This is a genomic window from Myxococcales bacterium, from assembly GCA_016720545.1.
In the GTDB taxonomy this organism is placed as follows: Bacteria; Myxococcota_A; Polyangia; order Polyangiales; family Polyangiaceae; genus JAAFHV01.
Map to the genome: position 1 here is coordinate 263,656 of JADKKK010000009.1, position 17,874 is coordinate 281,529.

13 protein-coding genes are annotated in these 17,874 nt (G+C 70.9%); 7 read left to right on the top strand and 6 right to left on the bottom strand.

Annotated features, from left to right (window positions below):
- Position 1 precedes the first annotated feature (1 nt).
- From IPQ09_18585 to IPQ09_18595, 3 genes are read left to right on the top strand one after another with little or no spacing between them, the layout of a single operon-like run.
- Positions 2-706, top strand: coding sequence for an ABC transporter ATP-binding protein (locus tag IPQ09_18585; protein ID MBL0196194.1), 705 nt, complete (start codon positions 2-4; stop codon positions 704-706).
- Positions 707-757: 51 nt separating this feature from the next.
- Positions 758-1,681: a TIGR01777 family protein gene (locus tag IPQ09_18590; protein ID MBL0196195.1), complete on the top strand. Its 924-nt coding sequence runs from the start codon at positions 758-760 to the stop codon at positions 1,679-1,681.
- A 43-nt stretch (positions 1,682-1,724) separates the two neighbouring features.
- A complete protein-coding gene (locus IPQ09_18595) occupies positions 1,725-2,753 on the top strand; it encodes a potassium channel protein (GenBank protein ID MBL0196196.1) in 1,029 nt (342 codons plus the stop codon).
- 358 nt (positions 2,754-3,111) lie between these two features.
- Here the strand turns inward: IPQ09_18595 and IPQ09_18600 are convergent, their stop codons facing one another.
- Together IPQ09_18600 and IPQ09_18605 are read right to left on the bottom strand one after the other, a co-directional pair.
- The gene (locus IPQ09_18600) at positions 3,112-4,956 is read right to left on the bottom strand and encodes an SDR family oxidoreductase (GenBank protein ID MBL0196197.1); all 1,845 of its coding nucleotides are present in this window, start codon (positions 4,954-4,956) and stop codon (positions 3,112-3,114) included.
- Complete coding sequence (locus IPQ09_18605; GenBank protein ID MBL0196198.1) at positions 4,902-6,701, bottom strand: thiamine pyrophosphate-binding protein; 1,800 nt, start codon at positions 6,699-6,701, stop codon at positions 4,902-4,904. The genes IPQ09_18600 and IPQ09_18605 overlap by 55 nt, the downstream gene beginning before the upstream one ends.
- A gap of 112 nt (positions 6,702-6,813) precedes the next feature.
- Here IPQ09_18605 and IPQ09_18610 point away from each other — a divergent pair, with 112 nt between their 5' ends.
- Positions 6,814-7,572 (top strand): TetR/AcrR family transcriptional regulator, encoded by a 759-nt coding sequence (locus IPQ09_18610; protein ID MBL0196199.1) that lies wholly within the window; start codon positions 6,814-6,816, stop codon positions 7,570-7,572.
- Here IPQ09_18610 and IPQ09_18615 read toward each other — a convergent pair.
- Together IPQ09_18615 and pssA are read right to left on the bottom strand one after the other, a co-directional pair.
- Entirely contained in the window at positions 7,552-9,378 is a 1,827-nt protein-coding gene (locus IPQ09_18615) for a HEAT repeat domain-containing protein (GenBank protein ID MBL0196200.1), read from the bottom strand. The two genes, IPQ09_18610 and IPQ09_18615, sit on opposite strands and share 21 nt — an antisense overlap.
- Positions 9,379-9,461: 83 nt before the next feature.
- Positions 9,462-10,226 (bottom strand): CDP-diacylglycerol--serine O-phosphatidyltransferase, encoded by a 765-nt coding sequence (gene pssA / locus IPQ09_18620; protein ID MBL0196201.1) that lies wholly within the window; start codon positions 10,224-10,226, stop codon positions 9,462-9,464.
- A 276-nt stretch (positions 10,227-10,502) separates the two neighbouring features.
- Between pssA and IPQ09_18625 the strand changes: the two genes are divergently transcribed.
- From IPQ09_18625 to IPQ09_18635, 3 genes are all read left to right on the top strand, one after another.
- Positions 10,503-11,384, top strand: a complete 882-nt coding sequence (locus tag IPQ09_18625; protein MBL0196202.1) for a lytic murein transglycosylase — start codon at positions 10,503-10,505, stop codon at positions 11,382-11,384.
- Positions 11,385-11,410: 26 nt separating this feature from the next.
- Positions 11,411-12,508 (top strand): hypothetical protein, encoded by a 1,098-nt coding sequence (locus IPQ09_18630; GenBank protein MBL0196203.1) that lies wholly within the window; start codon positions 11,411-11,413, stop codon positions 12,506-12,508.
- Positions 12,509-12,578: 70 nt separating this feature from the next.
- Positions 12,579-14,072 carry an NAD(P)/FAD-dependent oxidoreductase gene (locus IPQ09_18635; GenBank protein MBL0196204.1) on the top strand — a complete coding sequence of 498 codons (1,494 nt, stop codon included), beginning with the start codon at positions 12,579-12,581 and terminating at the stop codon, positions 14,070-14,072.
- A 1,125-nt stretch (positions 14,073-15,197) separates the two neighbouring features.
- On the opposite strand, the gene IPQ09_18640 is transcribed toward IPQ09_18635, so the two are convergent.
- The gene (locus tag IPQ09_18640) at positions 15,198-15,710 is read right to left on the bottom strand and encodes a hypothetical protein (protein MBL0196205.1); all 513 of its coding nucleotides are present in this window, start codon (positions 15,708-15,710) and stop codon (positions 15,198-15,200) included.
- A complete protein-coding gene (locus tag IPQ09_18645; protein MBL0196206.1) occupies positions 15,703-17,823 on the bottom strand; it encodes a DEAD/DEAH box helicase family protein in 2,121 nt (706 codons plus the stop codon). The genes IPQ09_18640 and IPQ09_18645 overlap by 8 nt, the downstream gene beginning before the upstream one ends.
- Positions 17,824-17,874 lie beyond the last annotated feature (51 nt).

Here is a 17,874-nt window from a genome sequence, read left to right on the forward strand (position 1 = left end):
GCTGCTGGAGCTCGTCGACGTGCGCGTCGAATACGGAGGCATCAAGGCGCTGAAGGGCGTCTCGATGAAGGTGAACTACGGCGAGATCGTGGCCATCATCGGCGCGAATGGCGCGGGAAAGACCACCACGCTGAAGAGCGTCGTGCGGCTGCTCCCGCTCGCCTCTGGGCAGATCCGCTTCCGCGGACAGGACATCGCGGGACTCGCCACCGAGGACCTCGTGGAGCTGGGCGTGTCGCTGGTGCCTGAGGGGCGCGCCATCTTCCCGAGCCTCACGGTCCGCGAGAACCTCGAGCTCGGCGCCTACGTTCACCGCGATCCCGTGACCATCAAGGAGTCGCTCGCCGACGTCATCGCGCTCTTCCCTCGCATCGGCGAGCGGCTCGGGCAGGAGGGCGGCACGCTCTCGGGAGGTGAGCAGCAGATGCTCGCGATCGGCCGCGCCCTCATGGCGAGGCCCTCCCTCGTGCTGCTCGACGAGCCCTCGCTCGGCATCGCCCCGAAGCTCGCCGCTCAGATCTTCAAGGCCATCCGCGAGATCGCGCGCGCGGGCGTCACCGTGCTCGTCGTGGAGCAGAACACGCGGATGGCGCTCGGCTCGAGCGCGCGCGCGTACGTCCTCCGCACGGGCGAGGTGGCGCTCTCCGGTGACTCCAAGACGCTCGCGAGCGATCCCGAGATCCAGAAGGCCTACCTTGGGGGCTGACGCGGCGCTCGGGGCGCTCGCGGTGCTCACTTCGCCACCGAGAGGTCGATGATGAGGGTGGTCGTCACGGGCGGGACGGGGTTCATCGGAGAGAGGCTCGTCCGCGCGCTCGCGGAGCGCGGCGACGAGGTCGTCGTGTTGAGCCGCCGGGCGGGCAGCTCGCCATTGGCCACGATCGTGCCCTGGTCGCCCGCGGAGCCCGGCGACGCGCCGTGGGTCCGCGAGCTCGGCCGCGCCGACGCGGTGGTGCATCTGGCCGGCGCGGGCATCCTCGACAAGCGCTGGAACGAGGCGCACCTCGAGGACGCGCGGAGGAGCCGCGTCGTGCCCACGCGGCGGGTCGCGGAGGTCCTCGCCGAGGCGGCGAAATCGCCGGGTCGGGCCGCGCCGCCGGTGCTCGTGAGCGCCTCGGCCGTGGGCTACTACGGCTTCCTCGATGACGGCCGGGTGTGCGACGAGTCCACACCGAGCGGGTCCGACGTGCTCGCGCGGATGTGCGACGAGTGGGAGGCCGCCGCCGAGCCCGCGGTCGCGGCGGGCCTCCGTGTGGTGAAGGCGCGCATCGGCGTGGTGCTCGGCCCGGAGGGCGGCGCGCTCGCGCAGATGTTGCCCGCGTTTCGCGCCTTCGTTGGCGGACCTGTCGGCTCTGGGCGGCAGTTCCTCGCGTGGATCCACGCGGACGACGCGGTGCGCGCGCTGCTCTTCGCGCTGGACACCCCAGCGCTCTCGGGGCCCGTGAACATCACGGCGCCCGCGCCCGTGAACATGGCCGAGTTCGCAAGGACGCTCGGGCGGGTGCTGGGGCGGCCAGCCGTCTTCCGGGTGCCCGGCTTCGCGCTCCGCGCCCTCATGGGGGCCGGCGCCGAGGTGGTGCTCACCGGGCAGAACGCCGTCCCCGCGCGGCTCACCGCCGCGGGCTTCACGTTCCGCTTCCCCGAGCTCGAGCCGAGCCTCCGCGACGCGCTGGCCCGCTGACGCAAACTTGGCCGGGCCGACTACCTTTCCGCACACTCCCGCGGTGCTCGCTCCGTTTCGACGCCTGCTCGGCGCCATGGCGCTGCTTCTCACCGCGGTGCTCGCTGGGGGCCTCGGCTATTGGCTCATCGGTCACGGCCGATGGGGGTACTCGGAGTGCGTCTACATGACCACCATCACCCTCACGACCGTGGGCTTCGGCGAGCTGCCGAACATGGCAGAGGTGGCGGGCGCGCGTCTGCTGACCGGGTTCATCGCGGCGTTCGGCGTGGGCGTCGTCGCCTACGCGCAAGGCAACGTCACCGCCCTCGTGATCGAGGGCGCGTTCGGAGAGGCGCTGAGGAGGCGGAGAATGCAGAAGGCGATTGAGGCCCTGCGCGGCCACGTGGTGATCGCAGGCGCGGGCTCGACGGGCCGGCACGTCGTCGAGGAGCTCCACAGCACCGCGACGGCCTTCGTCGTGATCGACCTGAACGAGGCCCACATGAAGCGCATCTCCGAGGATCTCTGCGAGGGGCAGATGCTCTACGTGCTCGGAGACGCCACCGACGATCACGCGCTGATCGCCGCGGGCGTGCGCGTCGCGTCGGGCGTGGTCGCCGCGCTCACCGACGACCGCGACAACGTGTTCGTCACCCTTAGCGCACGCAGCCTGAACCCGAACGCGCGAATCGTGAGCAAGGTCATCGAGGATCCCTCCGAGGCGAAGATGCTGAAGGCGGGCGCGACCGCCGTCGTGAGCCCCACGCAGATCGGCGGGCGCCGCATCGCCTCGGAGCTGCTTCGGCCCAACGTGAACGAGTTCTTCGACCAGATGTTCCGCGACACGAGGAAGCTCCGCCTCGAGGAGGTCGCGATCCCCTCAGGCTCGACGTACGACGGGCAGGCCCTCCGGGACACGCCGATCCGAAAGGAGACGAGCCTGCTCGTCATCGCCGTGAAGACCAACGATGGGGCCTTCGTGTACAACCCCGATCCGCACCTCGTGCTCACCGGTGGCTCGACCCTCATCGTGATGGGCGAGGTGGCCTCCGTCGTGAAGCTCCGGAAGCTGGTGGCCGAGGCGAGCTGAGTCTCACTCTCCGCGGTCCTCTCGCGAGCACACAAGGGTCTAGCTAGCAGCCAGCACGAGTCCCCTGGAGTCGTGGTTCGTATCAGAAGTCCGGTCTTCGGTGTCATGCCGAGGAGCGAGGGGGTGCCCCGTTTTCGGCGGCGGCGGGCCCGTCCGCAACTCGGACGTCGTTCCGCGCGGTGAAGGCGGCGCTTTGCGCTCAGGGGACAGTGGTTTCGGGTGTGACCGCGCGAGAACGCCGACCCTCGAACATGAGTATCCTCCCACCGCCGCCGAAAACGGGACACCCCCTCGCTCCCTTGTGGCGAAAGGCCGAGCCGCGCGACTTCTGGAAGGGATCACGCTTCCAGGAGACTAGCTAGGGCGCGAGCCTCGCGCCATGGCCGATCCCGAACTCGGCGCCCTGCTTCGACAACATCGCGCGCGTGTAGGTCTGTGGCGCGAGGCGCGAGAGCCACCAAGCGCTCCTGCTGAGGGGCGTCGGCAGCACGCGCCGCGCCTTCGAGTGCACGCCGTCGACGATCGCGGCGGCGATCTCCTCGGGGGTCGCGAGCCCACCTGCGGTCGCCTTCGCCAGCGTCGCAGGCTGCCCGTCGCCCGCGACCGCGTGGCGATCGATCGCCGTGTCGGTGAACGAGGGGCACACCAGCGTCACGTGAACTCCGCGATGCTCGACCTCGCTCCGCAGCGAGTCGAAGAAGCCGTGCAGCGCGTGCTTGCTCGCCGCGTAGCCGGTGCGCCCCACGAGCGGCGTGAAACCCGCGACGCTGGAGACGGCGACCACCGCGCCGCGGCGCTCTAGCAGGCTCGGCAGCGCGGCCTGCGTGCAGTGCACGGCGCCGAAGAAGTTCACGTCCATCACGCGGCGGATCACCGAAGACGCGGTCTCGGCGAAGAGGCTGCGGTGGGACACCCCGGCGTTGTTCACGAGGACGTCGACGCCGCCGAACGCGCGCGTGACCTCGGCCATCGCCTCACGGCACGAGCCCTCGTCGCACACGTCGCAGGCGACCGCGAGGGCGCGACGCCCGTCGGCGACGAGCACGCGCGCAGCGGCTTGGGCGGCCTCTCCGTCGCGATCGAGGAGCGCGACGTCGGCTCCCTCGCTCGCGAAGCGCCTCGCGGTCGCGAGGCCGATCCCGGCGGCGCCGCCGGTCACCACGACCACTGCGCCGTCGAAGCGCCCGCGCTTGCCGGACGTCTCGCGCCCCGCGATCGAGCGCGCCCAGGTCTCGAACACGTCGCGGCTCGCGACCAGCGAGAAGCCTCGCTCTCGCCGGAGCTTCTCCGAGGACAGCACGGGTCGATGGGCGAGGAACGCCGTCTGCTCGGGGCCGTATTGCGTCGCTCCGACCTTCCGAAGCAGCCCGATCCCCGCACGGAGCGCGCCCTCGGGAATGCCCACGAAGGGCTTGCCGAGGCGCGCGGCGATCTCGCGTAGCGTCATCACGCCTTCGCCCGCGAGGTTGTAGGTCCCGGTCCAGCCTTCGCGCACGCCCTGGGCGATGGCACGCACCACATCGGTGTCGGCGACGAATACGAACGGCGTCTCGGAGTCGCGCAGGCCCACGATCGCCGGCTTGGTGAAGATGTCGGTGATCTGGTTCTTGGCGCCCTCGCCGAGGATCGTTCCCGGGCGGAAGACGAGCTGCTCGAGCGACGGATGCTCCGCGCGCGCACGGGTGAGGCGCTCCTCGACGAGGCGCTTGTGGTGCGAGTAGGCGAACTCCTCGTTTCCGCGGAGCGGGGCGTCTTCGCCGAGCAGCGGCGAGGAGTCGGCGTGATAGCCGTACGCCGCGCCGCTCGAGGTCACGACCAGCCTGGCCACCCCCGCGCGCACGCAGGCGTCGAGCACGTTCTCGGTGCCTCGCACGTCGACGTCGTACTGGACCGCGCGAGGGAGGTCCTTGCCGGGCGAGACGATGGTGGCGAGGTGCACCACCGTGTCGATGCGATGACGTGAGAGGAGCGCGTCGAGGTCCGCCGAGCGAACGTCGAGCGTCTCGTACACGACGCCGGGCTCGCGATCGGCGTCGGGCACCTCGCGGACGTCGGTGGCCACGAGGGGGGAGACCGCCGCGTCGCGGGCGAGCTCGCGGAGGAGCTTTCGCCCCACGTAGCCCGCCGCGCCGGTGACGAGGACCGCGGTCACGACTTCGGCTCCTGGTGCATGTCCTTGAAGGTCCGGAGCTCGGGCGCCCACATGTGCTTCACCGGGTCGACGTCCACGTGGATGACGGCCGGCTTGCCCGAAGCGAGCGAGCGCTGGATGGCTCCGCGGAGCCCGCGAGGATCCGAGACGCGCTCGCCGTGTGCGCCCATCGCCCGGGCGAGGAGATCGAACTGGATCTCTCCCAGATCGGCGTTGATGGTCTCGTCGGGACCGAGGGTCTTGAAGACCAGGGTCTTCACGGGCTTCAGCGCGAAGCTCTGGTTGATCTTCACCATGCCCCACTGCTTGTCGCAGAGGACCAGGTAGACGACGGGCAGACGGTTTCGCACGGCCGTCTCGATCTCCTGGGGGTGAAAGCCCATCGCGCCGTCGCCGATCACGCAATACACCTGGCGGCCGGGGAAGGCGATCTGCGCCCCGAGGGTCTGCGAGACGCCCGCGCCGAGCATGCCCATCTTCGGCGTGCCCACCATCGAGTTCACCCTGCGCACTTCGTGGAAGAACTGCGCCCAGATGGTCGTGTTTCCGCCATCGGCGACCATGATCGCGTCCTCGGCGAAGGTCTCCTGGCAGACGCGCGCCACGTGCGCCGAGTGCATCGGTGTGCCGTCGTCCGAGCGGTTCTTGTCGAGCTCGGCGCGACGGGCCGCGCACGCGGAGCGGAGCTTCGCGAGGTGACCGCGCCGCGGGTCGAGATTCGGCGCGCCCCGACGACGACCGAGCTCGGCGAGCACCGCCTTCAGGAAGGTCTTCGCGTCGGACCGCACGGCGAAGCGCAGCGCGCGAGCGTTGCCGAGCGTCTCCGCGTCGATGTCGACCTGCGCGAGCTCTTGCTCGCCGGGCTTGCCCCAGTAGGGAGCCTTTCCCCACCAGTCGGTCTCGCCGAGGCGCGAGCCGAGCACGAGCACCCGATCGGCGGACGTGCGCGCCTCGTTCACCGCCCCGACGTAGATCATCGAGATCGCGTGCGGATCGCGCTCGTCGATCGCGCCTCGCGCCGCCCAGCTCGTGGTCACCGGCGCCTCGAGGAGCGCGGCGAGCTCGGCGAGCTCCCTCGTGGCGCCCGCGCAGAGGACGCCGGAGCCCGCGTGGATGAGCGGGAGCTTCGCCTCGTCGAGCCAGCGCGCGACCTCGCGCACTTGGTCGGCGGACGCCTCCATCGGGGTGGTCGAGCGGTAGGAAGACGGAGAGCGCAGCGTGTCGCCGCCGAGCTCGAGGGTCCCGTTGAAGATGCTCTCCGGCACGTCGAGGTGAACCACCCCGGCGCGCCCCTCGAAGCACTCACGGAGCGCGCGGCGGACGAGTTCGGCGAGGCGGTCCATCGAGGGGACGACGCCGCTCCACTTGGTCATGGGGCGCGTGACGTCGACCTGCGCGAACGACTGGTAGGCGCCGCCGCGATCCGGGTAGACGATGCCCTCGCGCCGGCAGCTCGTGATGAGGAGCACGCGGTGGCCCTCGGCGTTCTCTACCGCGACCCCCGGGAGGATGTTCGCCACGCCGGGGCCGTTGCTCGCGATGCACACGCCGAGCCGCCCCGTGAGCTGCGCGTAGGCGCCGGCCATGTGGGCGGCGCTCGACTCGTGCCGGGGCGTGACGAGCTCGATGCCGTTCGGGCGGAGCGCCGCGCAGAGGCCAAGGTAGGTGCCGTCCATGATGCCGAAGACGTGCGTGACGCCCTCCGCCGCCAGCATTCGCGCGACGAGCTCGCCGCCCTTCACCGTCGTCGTGCCCTGCCCGAAAACCGCCGCCGCCGCCGTTGCTGCAAGTCCCATGGTGCTCCTCCTCGTGCCGCTGTTTCCGCCCGGCACGACTGCACCTTGAATCCGATTGACCGATCGGTCAATCAAAACTTGACCGATCGGACAAATTGACCAAAATGAAGTCATGGCCAGCCGCGCTCCCACCTCCGTCGCTCCCTCGAAGCGGCCGTCCGCGAAGCGCGCGCCCTCCGCGGCGAAGCGGCGCGCGCGCGCGGTCGCTCCGATCGCGGAGCCCTCGACCGAGGCGAGGATCCTGGAGGCCGGCGAGGCGCTGTTCTGCGCGGTCGGCTACGCTGGAGTGAGCGCGCGCGACGTCGCGGAGCGCGCGGGCGTGAACAAGGCCCTCGTGTTCTACCACTACGGCAGCATGCGCGGCCTCTTCGAGGCCGTGCTCGAGCGCTACTACGACGCGCATCACCGGGGGCTCGCCGACGCGCTCGCAGGTGGCGGTGACGTCCGCGAGCGGATGCACCGCCTGGTCGACGCGTACCTCGACTTCATGGCGACCCACGCGCGCTACGCGACCCTCGTGCAAGCGCAGCTCGCGAACCCCGACACCTACGCGCTCGTCGAGAAGAGCTTCGAGCCGCTCTACCGGTTCGTGGAGGCGACGCTCCTCGAGGTGGCTCCTGAGCAGGGCCGGGCCGCGGCGCGGCAGCTCTTCGTGACGTTCTCGGGCGCGGTCATCAATTGGTGCACGTACGCGCCGCTCCTCTCGCGTGTGCTTGGCGGCGATCTGCTCCGGCCCCCGCTGCTCGAGGAGCGTCGCGCCCACGTGCGCTGGCTCGTCGACCTCGTGCTCGCGGACCTGCAGCGCTCCCCCCCTTCGGGATCGCTTCCAGCGGTCGGAGCAGTCCGCGCCTCAGGCCGCGATCCCGCGTGAGCGCAGCACGTCGCGGAGGGCGGCCTGCACGTCGGGCGCGGAGGCGGGGAGGGCTGAGCGCGCGAGCTCGATGAACCGCGCGCCGCGCGAGCGCTTCAAGGCCTCGACCGCCGCGACGCGATCGGCGGGCGCGCCGTGCTCGAGGATCGAGAGGAGGAACTCGGCGGCCTCGAGGGTGTCGACCTTTGCGAGGGCCCGTACGGCGCTCGCCCGCACGAAGGGCTGCGGGGCCTCGCGGATGATGCGCGAGAGCGGGTCGAACGCGTGCTGGAAATAGAGCGCCTCGACGGCGCGCGCCGCCTGCTCCACGACCCCGGGATCGCTGTCGCGTAGCCCCTGGCGCACGGTGATGAAGCTCCGCTTGAAGAACAGCGTGCCCATCGCGACGAGCACCGCCACCTTCACCGCGCGCTCCGGGCGCGCGAAGAGCTTCTCGAGGGGTGAGAGCACCGCGTAGAGCTGCAGCTGCGCGAGCTGGTCGGCCAGGCGCGCGCGCGCCGCCTGCGAGGCTGGGCCCGCGTCGTTCGACATCTCGACGGCGAACGCGGTGAGGCGCGCGAGCATGGCGCGGCGGCGGATGAGGTCGGGCCAGCTCCGGTTCAGGAGCACGTCGGCGCAGGCCTCGGAGGCCTGGCCTTGCTGCTCCCACTCGAGCAGGTCGACGTGCCACACATCGGGGAAGTGGTTCTCCTGCCGGAGATGCGAGGGCAGGGGCGCCGCGTCGAGGGCCTCGTCGCGCACGTTGTCGTAGCGCCGCGACGCGCGGGCGTAGTGGGCCTTGCGGCGTGGCTCGAGGTCCATGGCCGCGAGCTCTTGATAGAGCTGACCTACTCGGCTGAAGTGCCCCACCTCGCCGAAGGCGAGCACCGCCGCGAGGACCGCGTTCTCGGCGATCTCGGGGGGCGCTCCGCGGGCCAGGTGCTGTCGGGCCACGCTCCGCCACAGATCGGCCTGCACCAAGATGTAGTGTGCCGCCGTCGCCGACATGCCGAGCGCTCGCGCGTACTCCGAGGCCTCGCGCGCGAGCGTCGCCGCCGCCGACAGCTCGCCCTTCTCTTTGGCGGCGCCGAGGGCGTCCTCGAAGTACTGGAGCGCGAAGTACTTGAGGTGGTCCTCTCGCAAAATGCGGATGCAGTTCACGAAGCCCTCGAGCACGTCCTCGAACATCCCGCTCTCGCGGCCTATCTGCACGAGCACCTGGAAGCAGTCGAACGCGCGCTCGCGCAGGCCCACGGACTCGAAGTGGTCAGCCGCCTCCTCGAGCAGGCGCACCGCCGCGACCGTGGCCTCCCGCGCCTGCCGCGCGTCGCTGCACTTCTTCGCGCACCGCGCGAGGTTGAACTGCACGAGCGCGGCGTTGTACGCGTCGGCGCCGCTGCCGGTCACCTGCCCGAGCCGGGACCACAGGGCGCGCGCCCCCTGCCAATCTTCCGCCTTCTCGCGGTAGATGGCCGCCGCGGCCACGAGGCCCGCGTTCTCCATCTCGCGCGCCGCGTTCGCCATGTCGTTCGAGGCGGCGAGGGTGCGCGCGCGGTCTTGTGGCGGCACGTGGGGGAGCTTCTGATAGCAGCGGCGCATGGCCTCGGCGTCGTTCAGCGCCAAGTACCACTCGACCGTGAGGGCCGAGCGCACGTCGCCCCGCCGCTCGAGCACGTCGACGAGCGGGCGGAGGACCGACACGTAGTCGTGCTCGGCCACGTGCGTCTGCTGCGCGGCCGTCACGAGCGCGTTCGCGGCGTCGTCGAGGTTTCCCCGGCTCAGCGAGACGCGGGCGCGCTCACGGAGGTGGTGGAGATCGTCGAGCATCGGGGGCGGAGCTTATCGCAGGAGCGCCAGGTCGGTCGCTAGATCACGCGCCGCGCGCGGTGGCGCGTGGTCGAGGGGAGCCCTCAGGGCGCGGGCGGGGTCTGCCGCGCCTCGCGGCGCTCGGCGTCGCGGGCGGCGCGCCTGCGCGCGGGGATCGTGACGAGGGTCTCGACCACGCCGATCACGATGTAGAAGGACAAGAGCCACACGAGCACGAACGCGGGCCCGGTCTTCACCGAGACGACGACGCTCGAGCCGACGGCGAAGAACACGAGGCCCACCGACCGCCAGTTCAGCTTCATGTCCTTGAAGGAGCGGAAGCGAATGGTGGAGACCTGCAGGAACGCGAGGAAGAGCGTGAGGCCGATCATCGCCCACACGTACTCGGGCCCCGCGAGCTTCCCGGCCACCGCGTGATTGGCCACGATGATCGAGATGAGAATGCCCGCCGCGCCCGGCACCGGGAGTCCGACGATGTACTTCGGCGGGGTGGTCGGCTCACCGTTCTCGCCCATGCTGAGGACGTTGAAGCGGGCCAGCCGCACCGCGCCGGCCGCGGCGAACACGAACGACACGACGAGGCCCAGCGTGCCTTTCTGGTGCAGCGACCAGCTGTACACCATCATGGCCGGGGCCACGCCGAACGAGATCACGTCGGCGAGCGAGTCGATCTGCAGGCCGAAGGCGCTCTGCGTCTTCGTGAGTCGCGCCACGCGGCCGTCGAGCATGTCGAAGAAGAGCGCGTACACGAGCAGCAACGACGCCTTGTAGAAGTCGTCGTCGCTGTGGGCGGAGGCGCTGATGCGGATCGAGTCGAACCCGCAGAAGATGCTCGACAGGGTGATCATGTTCGGCAGCAGAAAGAGGGTCTTTCTGAGGTCGAGCTTCTTGCGCTGGGCTGGTGGCAACGGGGGCTCCTCGATGGGGGCCAAAGCCCCCGGATGTCGCGCGTAACACTGACCCAAACCCCGGCCTGGGTAAAGGCGCCGTCGGCCGATTTCTTCTGCCAGCGACGCAACCTCCCTGGGCCGCCGCTTGTTCCCGCGCCGGCGAGTTTGCCGAGGGGGCCATGATCGGGCACGCTCGCCCGCGTGAGGATCGCACGACTCGGGCTGAGCGCGGCGATGCTCCTCGTGGTCGCGTGCTCCCCGCCGGACGCGCCGACCCGCGCGCCGTCGCTGCGACCGCCGCGGCGCGCGCCGACCGCGGCCGACATCACCTCGTTCGAGGACGGCCCCTCCGTCCACGCGCGGGCCGCCGTCAGCGCCGATGGCTGCGGGGACACCGAGAGCGGCTTCGACGCGTGGCTCGAGGGCTTCAGGCGCCGCGCGCCCGAGGTGGGGCTCTCTCCGGCGACGGTCGGCGCGGCGCTCGCGGGCGTCACGTACGACCCCGAGGTGGTGCGCCTCGACCGGTCGCAGCGCGCCTTCAAGCTGTCGCTGGAGGAGCTCGTCGCGAAGCGCGTGACGCCGGCGCGCGTGAAGCGCGGAAGGTCGCTGCTCCGTGCCCACGCGCCGCTGCTCGCGCGCGTCGAGGCGCGCTTCGGCGTGCCGCCCCAGGTCGTGGTCGCGATCTGGGGCCTCGAGACCGATTTCGGCGCCAACACGGGGTCGATGTCGAGCCTCCGCGCGCTGGCGACCCTCGCGTACGACTGCCGCCGCGCGCCGCGGTTTCGCGCGGAGCTCGTCGCCGCCCTCCGCCTGGTGCAGCGCGGAGATCTGACCGCACCGGAGATGGTCGGGGCGTGGGCGGGCGAGCTCGGTCAGACCCAGTTCTTGCCCTCCTCGTACGAGGCGTTCGGCGTCGACTTCGACGGCGACGGGCGCGTGGATCTCCTCCGCAGCACGCCGGACGTGCTCGCCTCCACGGCGGCCTACCTGCAGGGCCACGGCTGGCGACCGCGCGAGCCGTACGGCGAGGGCACGGCCAATTTCAAGGCGCTCGAGGGGTGGAACGCCTCCGAAATGTACCGTCGCACGATCGTGGTGTTCGCGTCACGGCTCTGAGCCGGCGGTGATAGTCGAGGAGAAGCATGAGCCCACCATCCACCCCTGTTGAAGCCCCGCCCTCGTTCGCGCGCGAGGTCCTCGAAGACGCGTCGCGCCTCGGCGCCGTCGTCGCCACGTCGCGCACCGAGCGCGGAGGCGAGGTGGTCGCGTGGGCGTGTGTGGTCGCGCACGAGGGCGCGCTCGTCGGGTGCGCCGTGGCGCGACGCGATCCCAAGGTGGTGGTGGCGCTGCGGGTGGCGGAGAGCGCCGAAGACGCGATGCGGCTCGCGCGGTCGCTCGTGCTCCGCAGCGGCAAGAAGCTCGCGGAGGGGGCGCTCGTGCCCACGGAGCTCGCGGACGTCGAGGACGTCGCCCTCCAGCGGCTCGCCCCTCAGTTCGCCGTGGCCGAGGCCGCGCGCTTCGGCCTGCCCCTCCCGTACGCGTGGATTGCTGTAGGATGCACGTGGTCGGACATGGCCCTCGACCCGGCGTCGCGCGCCGCTGCCGTGCTCTCTCTCGCGCGCGCGGCAGCGCCGACACGCGGCCTCACGGGGGGCGTGATGAGCCCGCCCGACCGCGCGTTCGAGGGCCTCTCGCGCGCCTTTCGGAAGGCCAAGGAGCCGCTCCTCACGACCGCCGCGTGGACCGCGCAAGCGCTCGTCACCGAGGAGCCCGAGCGGGTGCTCGCGCTCGCCTCCTCCCTCGTGCTGCTCCCTGGGCTCGCGCCCGAGCGGCTCGAGCTCGTGGGCGCCGTGATCGACACCTTGAACCCGGCCCTCGTCGCGCTCGCGAGCCTGCGGCCGCGCAAGGCTCCCCCGGTGGTCCTCGCGCGGCTCCGGTTGCCGGGCGGCGCGCTTGGGCCGGGCCCCATCGTCGTGGTCTACTTCTACGCGGCGGCGCGCCACTGCGGCCTCTTCGAGCGCTACGCGGAGGCTCCCCTCGGTGAGGCCGTGACGCGCGCGGGCTTCGCGCACCTCGACGCGGTCTTCGAGCGCCACGAGGTCGTGGTGCGCAGCGCGCTCGAGGCCACGGGCGAGGTCACGCTCCAGCGCGGCTTCCACGGCGCCGTGAGCCTCGAGGAGGCCGAGGCGTCGTTCGAGGCCGACGGCTTCGCGCCCGTCGAGCTGGTGCTCGACGCGTGATGCGTGTGCGCCCCACGCGTGCCGTTGAAGCCGGCCGCCCTACGCTGGGTTATGCTGGTAGCAATGGGAGATGAGCGGAGCGAGCGAGGCCGGGCGGCGTGAGCCCTACGACGTGTGCGTGATCGGCGCGGGGCCTGGCGGGTTCGCCGCGGCGATGAGGGCCCACGATCTCGGCAAGCGCGTGCTCCTCGTGGAGAAGGGGCGGGTGGGCGGGGCTGGCCTGCACGCGGGGGCGCTCTCGTCGAAGACGATGTGGCACCTCTCCAACGACTACGCCGGCGCGTGCCGCACCGATCGCGGCTACCGCGCGCGCGACGTCGAGGTCTCCTATCGCGCGGTGATGGGCTCGGTGCGCGCCGCGGTGCGCGAGCGAGAGGAGCTGCTCACTCGCCAGCTCGCGGGGCTCGCGACGCCGGACGCCCGCGGCGGCGTGGTCGATCTGCGGCGCGGCGCGGCGCGCTTCCTCTCGCCGCACGCGATCTCGGTGACCGACGCCGACGGCCACGCGACGCGCTACGAGGCCACGAACTTCGTCGTGGCGACGGGGTCGCACCCGCGCGTGCCCGAGGGCATCACGGTCGACGGCCACCGCGTCGTCACCAGCGACCAAATCGAGGACCTGCCCGGCTTCCCCGAGAGCCTCGTGGTCGTGGGCGCGGGCGTCGTGGGGTGCGAGTACGCCACCGTCTTCGGGAACTTTGGGCGCACGAGGATCAACATCATCGATCGCCAGCCTCGCATCTTGCCCTTCGAGGACGCCGACGTCGCCGAGGTCGTCGCCGCGTCGTTCGCGAACATGGGCATCACGGTCCACCGCGAGTCGCGCCTCGTGTCGCTCGCGCTCGTCGACGATCACGTCGAGTACGTGATCGCGGGGCCGTCGGGCGAGGAGCAACGGCTCAAGGTGGAGCGCGCGCTCATCTCGGTGGGCCGCGCGCCGAACACCGCGAACCTCGGCCTCGAGGCCATCGGGGTCACCCTCGAGAAGCACGGCGGCATCGCGGTCGAGGGCTCACGCTCGGTCACGGTGCCCCACATCTACGCTGCGGGCGACACCACGATGGACGTCGCGCTCGTGAACGTGGCCGAGCTCGAGGGCCGCCACGCGGTCGAGCGCATGTTCGGCCTCGATCCCAAGCCCCTCCGCTACGAGGCGCTCTCTGCGATCTATTTCCTCCGCCCCGAGGTGGCGGCGGTCGGGCTGAACGAGACCCAGGCCAAACGTCGAGGCGTGCCGTACCGCGTGAGCGTGCTCCACAACCGGCTCATCTGCCGCAACATCGCCATGCGCAGCACCGACGGCTTCATCAAGCTCCTCGCCTCGCGCGACGAGCCGGGCCGAGTGCTCGGCCTCCGCGTCGTGGGGCCGCAGGCGTCGAGCACGATCCAGGGCATCGCGTTCCTCATCGACCACGGCGCCACGATCGAGGACATCGATCATTGCGTGCACCCGCACCCGGCCATCACCGAGGGCGTGCAAGAGTGCGCGCGCCTCTTGCTGGGCCGTTCGGTAAACAAGGTTGACGTGTTCGGCCTCGACTACATGCGCTGCGGCGAGGGCTGACGCGGGGCTCTTGTGGGAGCTGGCTCGCGTGCTCGTGTTCGTGCGCGGCCGCGAGTCCCCTTCGGGGATCACGAAGCGCGTCGCGGCTGCGTGTGCGGCTGGGGCTTGGGGCTCGCGGCTGCGTGTGCGGTCGCGGGCCGCGCGTCGTGGAAGCGAGGGGTCCGCCGCGGGACGGACACGCACGCGCACGCTCGGCCCTTCCCGCAGGCCCCGGCGGAACCTCTGGCGGCGGTCGTTTCCGTCGCGTGCGGCGGCCTCCGTGAGCTGAAGATACGTGCCGAGAAGTGCGCGCCGGAGCTGGTCCCCGAGGGTGGCGTATCCCCGGGGGAGCTTTTTGACGAGGGTGTCCCCGGCGCAGAGTGCGGAGCGGGCCACGTGGAACGCGTCGAGTTTGTGATGGGCAAATCGCATGAGTAGAGCCTCCTTGCCCGGAGTCCCGGGCCTCGACCCCCGAGCGCAGACGCCGTGACGACGCCGACGTGGGTGGAGAGCGCGGAGTTGGGGCGTTGGCGCGGCGTGTGCGCGTTGGTCGCGGCCCGGGACGTAGGGCAAGGAGGCGGGCGTGGAGGTGGCCGCGATGGGCTCCGCGGAGTGCGGCGCCGCGTGCTCGTGTGCGTGTGCGGCTGCGAGTCCCCCTTCGGGGATCACGAAGCGCGTCGCGGCTGGGGTTCCGGGCTTGGGGCTCGCGGCTGCGTGTGCGGCTGCGGCTTGCGGCTGCGTGTGCGGCTGCGAGTCCCCCTTCGGGGATCACGAAGCGCGTCGCGGCCGGGACTTGGGGCTCGCGTGTGGGGCTGGCGTGTGGGGCTCGCGTGTGCGTGTGCGGCCTTGGGCGGGCCGCGCGTCGCGCGTCGCGTGAGCACGGCACGGGCGGCCGCATGCCTCCGACCCCGGCCGCAGCCGCGCTCGCAGCCGCGCACGCACACGCACACGCGAGCCTCAGACCTGCTCGCGCCCCACCGGGTTCCCCCGGCATCGTACCGTCCTTGGACACCCCAAGATCCGTCCGGGTCACCCCACCGATCCAAAATTCAGCGCATTTCCGCGTCCGAAGTCCGGTACGCGACGTGCACCACCCGCGCTCATGAAAGTCTCCCCGTGTGGCCGGTTCGTCGTGCTCGAGGCTCTTCACATCGATCGCGAGGTGCTCGGGCCGCTCGCTTCCTGGGCCGAGGTCCGCGGCATCGGACTGCAGGACGCCATCCAGCTCGCGATCGTCGGGTTCGTGGAGGAGGCGCACCCGCTCGGCGGCCCTACCTCCCCAACCCCCGGAACGGCAGCACCACGTCCGGGTCCGCCTTCTTCGCGTTCCTCACCGCATAAATTCGCGTGAACGCGCCCTCCGACTCCCGGGACATGACGTCGAATCCGAGGCGGGCGAGCGCAGCGCAAAACGTCGCGACGTCCTCGAAGTAGCTCGTGGGCTCCCAAAGTGGAGCTGACCATCGAGTCGAAGACACCGGTGCGCCTCGCGGATGTAGTCGGTGAAGTTTTGCCCATGAGCGAGAGGCGGAAGATCGCTACGTCGAGCGCTCCGTCTTCTAGCGGCACCTTGGCGATGTCGCACGCGACGACGCTTTCGTCGACCGCCACGTGGTCGAAGCTGTGCACTCGGTGGGCCTCCGAGGCCGCCTTACCCACAAGCGCCTCGCCGCAGCCGAAGTCGCCGACGACGAGCCCCGAGCCCGGGCTCGGAGAGCCAGCGGATCTCTTCCTTGAAGGGCACCACCGGCCACGACTCGCGGAGCTGCCGGTACATCGTGTGGTAGTGCGCCCACTCCTCCGGGCTCGCCGAGAGGCGCGCGTGCGTCGCGTCGCTCGCCGACGTGTACCAGCGGTTGTTCATCCTCGCGAAGTCGCCGTACTTCGCGACACGACGGGCCACCTCGGTCGGCTCGCCCGAGAGCGGGATCTTGATGGCCGGCCGGGCCACCTCGTTGATCCGGCCGAGGTCGAGGCGGGCGAGCCAGTCCATGATGTCCTGCTGCGCCTGGCTCGGCGTCCGCAGGTTGCCCTCGGGCACCACGCCGTCGACGGCCGCGTCGGCGATGGACTTCTTGTACTCGAGCCGGTTCAGCTTCGATTCGCAGTAGGACCAGCGTTCGCCGTTTACCACCGCGAACGTGACCGGGATGACCACGCGCACTTTGTCGAAGCGGCTCCCCTGGCGGAAGAGGCGCCCCACGAGCTGCTCGTACTCGGCGTTCGTCCAAGGCAGCACGTTGATGATGAGCTTGTTGCACACGTACTGGAGGCCGTTGACCCCCGTGCCGATGCGGCTCGAGCCGACGAGCACGTCCACCGTGCCGTCGGCCTTCAAGAACTCCTTCAGATCGGCGTCGTCGGTCTCGCCCGTGAGCATGCCGGCGCGATAGCCCGCCGTGTCGATGGCCTCGCGCAGCTCGTTCGCGATGCCGTCGACGTAGTGCGTGTAGACGAGCACCTTCTCGCCAGCGGCGATGTGCGCCAGGATCTTCGGCATGCGGAGCCGCGTGAGCACCTGCTCGAGCTGGAGCGTCGAGGCCTTGCTGCGACCAAGCTGGCGGATCTCGTCCAGCTCCGCTTCGCAGTCGATGTCCTCTTGGAGCTCGTCGAGCTGAATCTTGTAGTCGGGCTTCCAGCGCGTCCCGAGGGTGACGAGCCGCTGGTAGAGGCGCATGCAGTTCTGCACCGTGGCGCGCGTCTCGAGATCGTCGTGGCGGTGGCCCGTGATCATCTCGACGAGGCTCTTGCCCTCTTGCAGCGTGTTGATCACCGGCGTGCCGCTCATGCCGAGCACGCAGAGATCCGCGTTCTTCTTCCCGGCCTCCAAGATGAGGCCCTGCACCAGGCGCTTTCGCTTCGACATCTCGGCGCCGGCGTCGCGCTGCTTCGCGTAGTGGATCTCGTCGACGACCACGAAGTCGATGACGTTCTTCTCGAGGAAGCCGACGAGCTCTTGCTCCGACGTGGGCTGCTGGAACTGCTCGTAGTTCAAGACGAGGTACCGCGGCGTCTTCCCGTGAGGATCGGACCACTCGGGGTGCCACGTCTTCGTGGCCACGGACGAGGCGGGGAAGGCCTCGAGAATCTCTCGCTCCCAGTTTTCGACCACGGCGTTCGGGCAGCAAATGAGGGTAAGCGAGGCGCCCACCACGCGGGTGGCCACGATCGCGCTCAGGGTCTTTCCCGCGCCCATGCCCGACCAGTTGCCGAACCGCCGCTCGTTGCGCACCGAGACCGCGACGCGGCGCTGCATCAGGTTCGGCGGAGTGATGAGCGCGCCCACCGAGGGGCGAAACGCGTACCCCGCCGGAAGCTCCAGCGCGTCGGCCTCGTCGAGCTCGGTGACGAAGCGGTCGCGCACGAGCGCCGAGTACACGTCGCCCTTGAAGGCCGTGGCCTGCTCGCGCGCCTCGGCCGGATCGACGTACGCGTGGCGCCAGAGCTTGGCCTTGGCGCTGTCGAGCAAGAACTTCACGGTCTCCGCGTCGGCGTTCGCCATGAGCACGCTGTCGAGCGCGGCGAGCGCGTCGCGCGTCTTCACGAGGGGCATCTCGTCGTCGGCCTCGGCCGTCGCTGCGGCGTTCGCGGCACCCGTCGCGTCGACCTCGCGGCTGACGTCCACGTCGACCGTCTCCGGGCCGTCGAGCGGCTCGGGCGCGTCGGGGAGCGCGAACGGATCGACCGGCTCGGACGGGCGGTCCTCGGGGACCTTCATGCGCCCGTCGACCATCTCGAGGGAGAAGTCCTTGTTCGAAGCGAAGTCGTCCACCAGCGAGGGCTTCCCCTCCCGCGACCTTCTCGAGCTCCGCGCCGGGGAACT

What these genes read in the sequence shown, in the direction of transcription:
- IPQ09_18610 (MBL0196199.1), top strand. Translation starts at nt 6,814, where the DNA reads ATGGCCAGCCGCGCTCCCACCTCCGTCGCTCCCTCGAAGCGGCCGTCC.
- IPQ09_18605 (MBL0196198.1), bottom strand. Translation starts at nt 6,701, where the DNA reads ATGGGACTTGCAGCAACGGCGGCGGCGGCGGTTTTCGGGCAGGGCACG.
- pssA (MBL0196201.1), bottom strand. Translation starts at nt 10,226, where the DNA reads ATGATCACCCTGTCGAGCATCTTCTGCGGGTTCGACTCGATCCGCATC.
- IPQ09_18625 (MBL0196202.1), top strand. Translation starts at nt 10,503, where the DNA reads ATGCTCCTCGTGGTCGCGTGCTCCCCGCCGGACGCGCCGACCCGCGCG.
- IPQ09_18630 (MBL0196203.1), top strand. Translation starts at nt 11,411, where the DNA reads ATGAGCCCACCATCCACCCCTGTTGAAGCCCCGCCCTCGTTCGCGCGC.
- IPQ09_18615 (MBL0196200.1), bottom strand. Translation starts at nt 9,378, where the DNA reads ATGCTCGACGATCTCCACCACCTCCGTGAGCGCGCCCGCGTCTCGCTG.
- IPQ09_18590 (MBL0196195.1), top strand. Translation starts at nt 758, where the DNA reads ATGAGGGTGGTCGTCACGGGCGGGACGGGGTTCATCGGAGAGAGGCTC.
- IPQ09_18635 (MBL0196204.1), top strand. Translation starts at nt 12,579, where the DNA reads ATGAGCGGAGCGAGCGAGGCCGGGCGGCGTGAGCCCTACGACGTGTGC.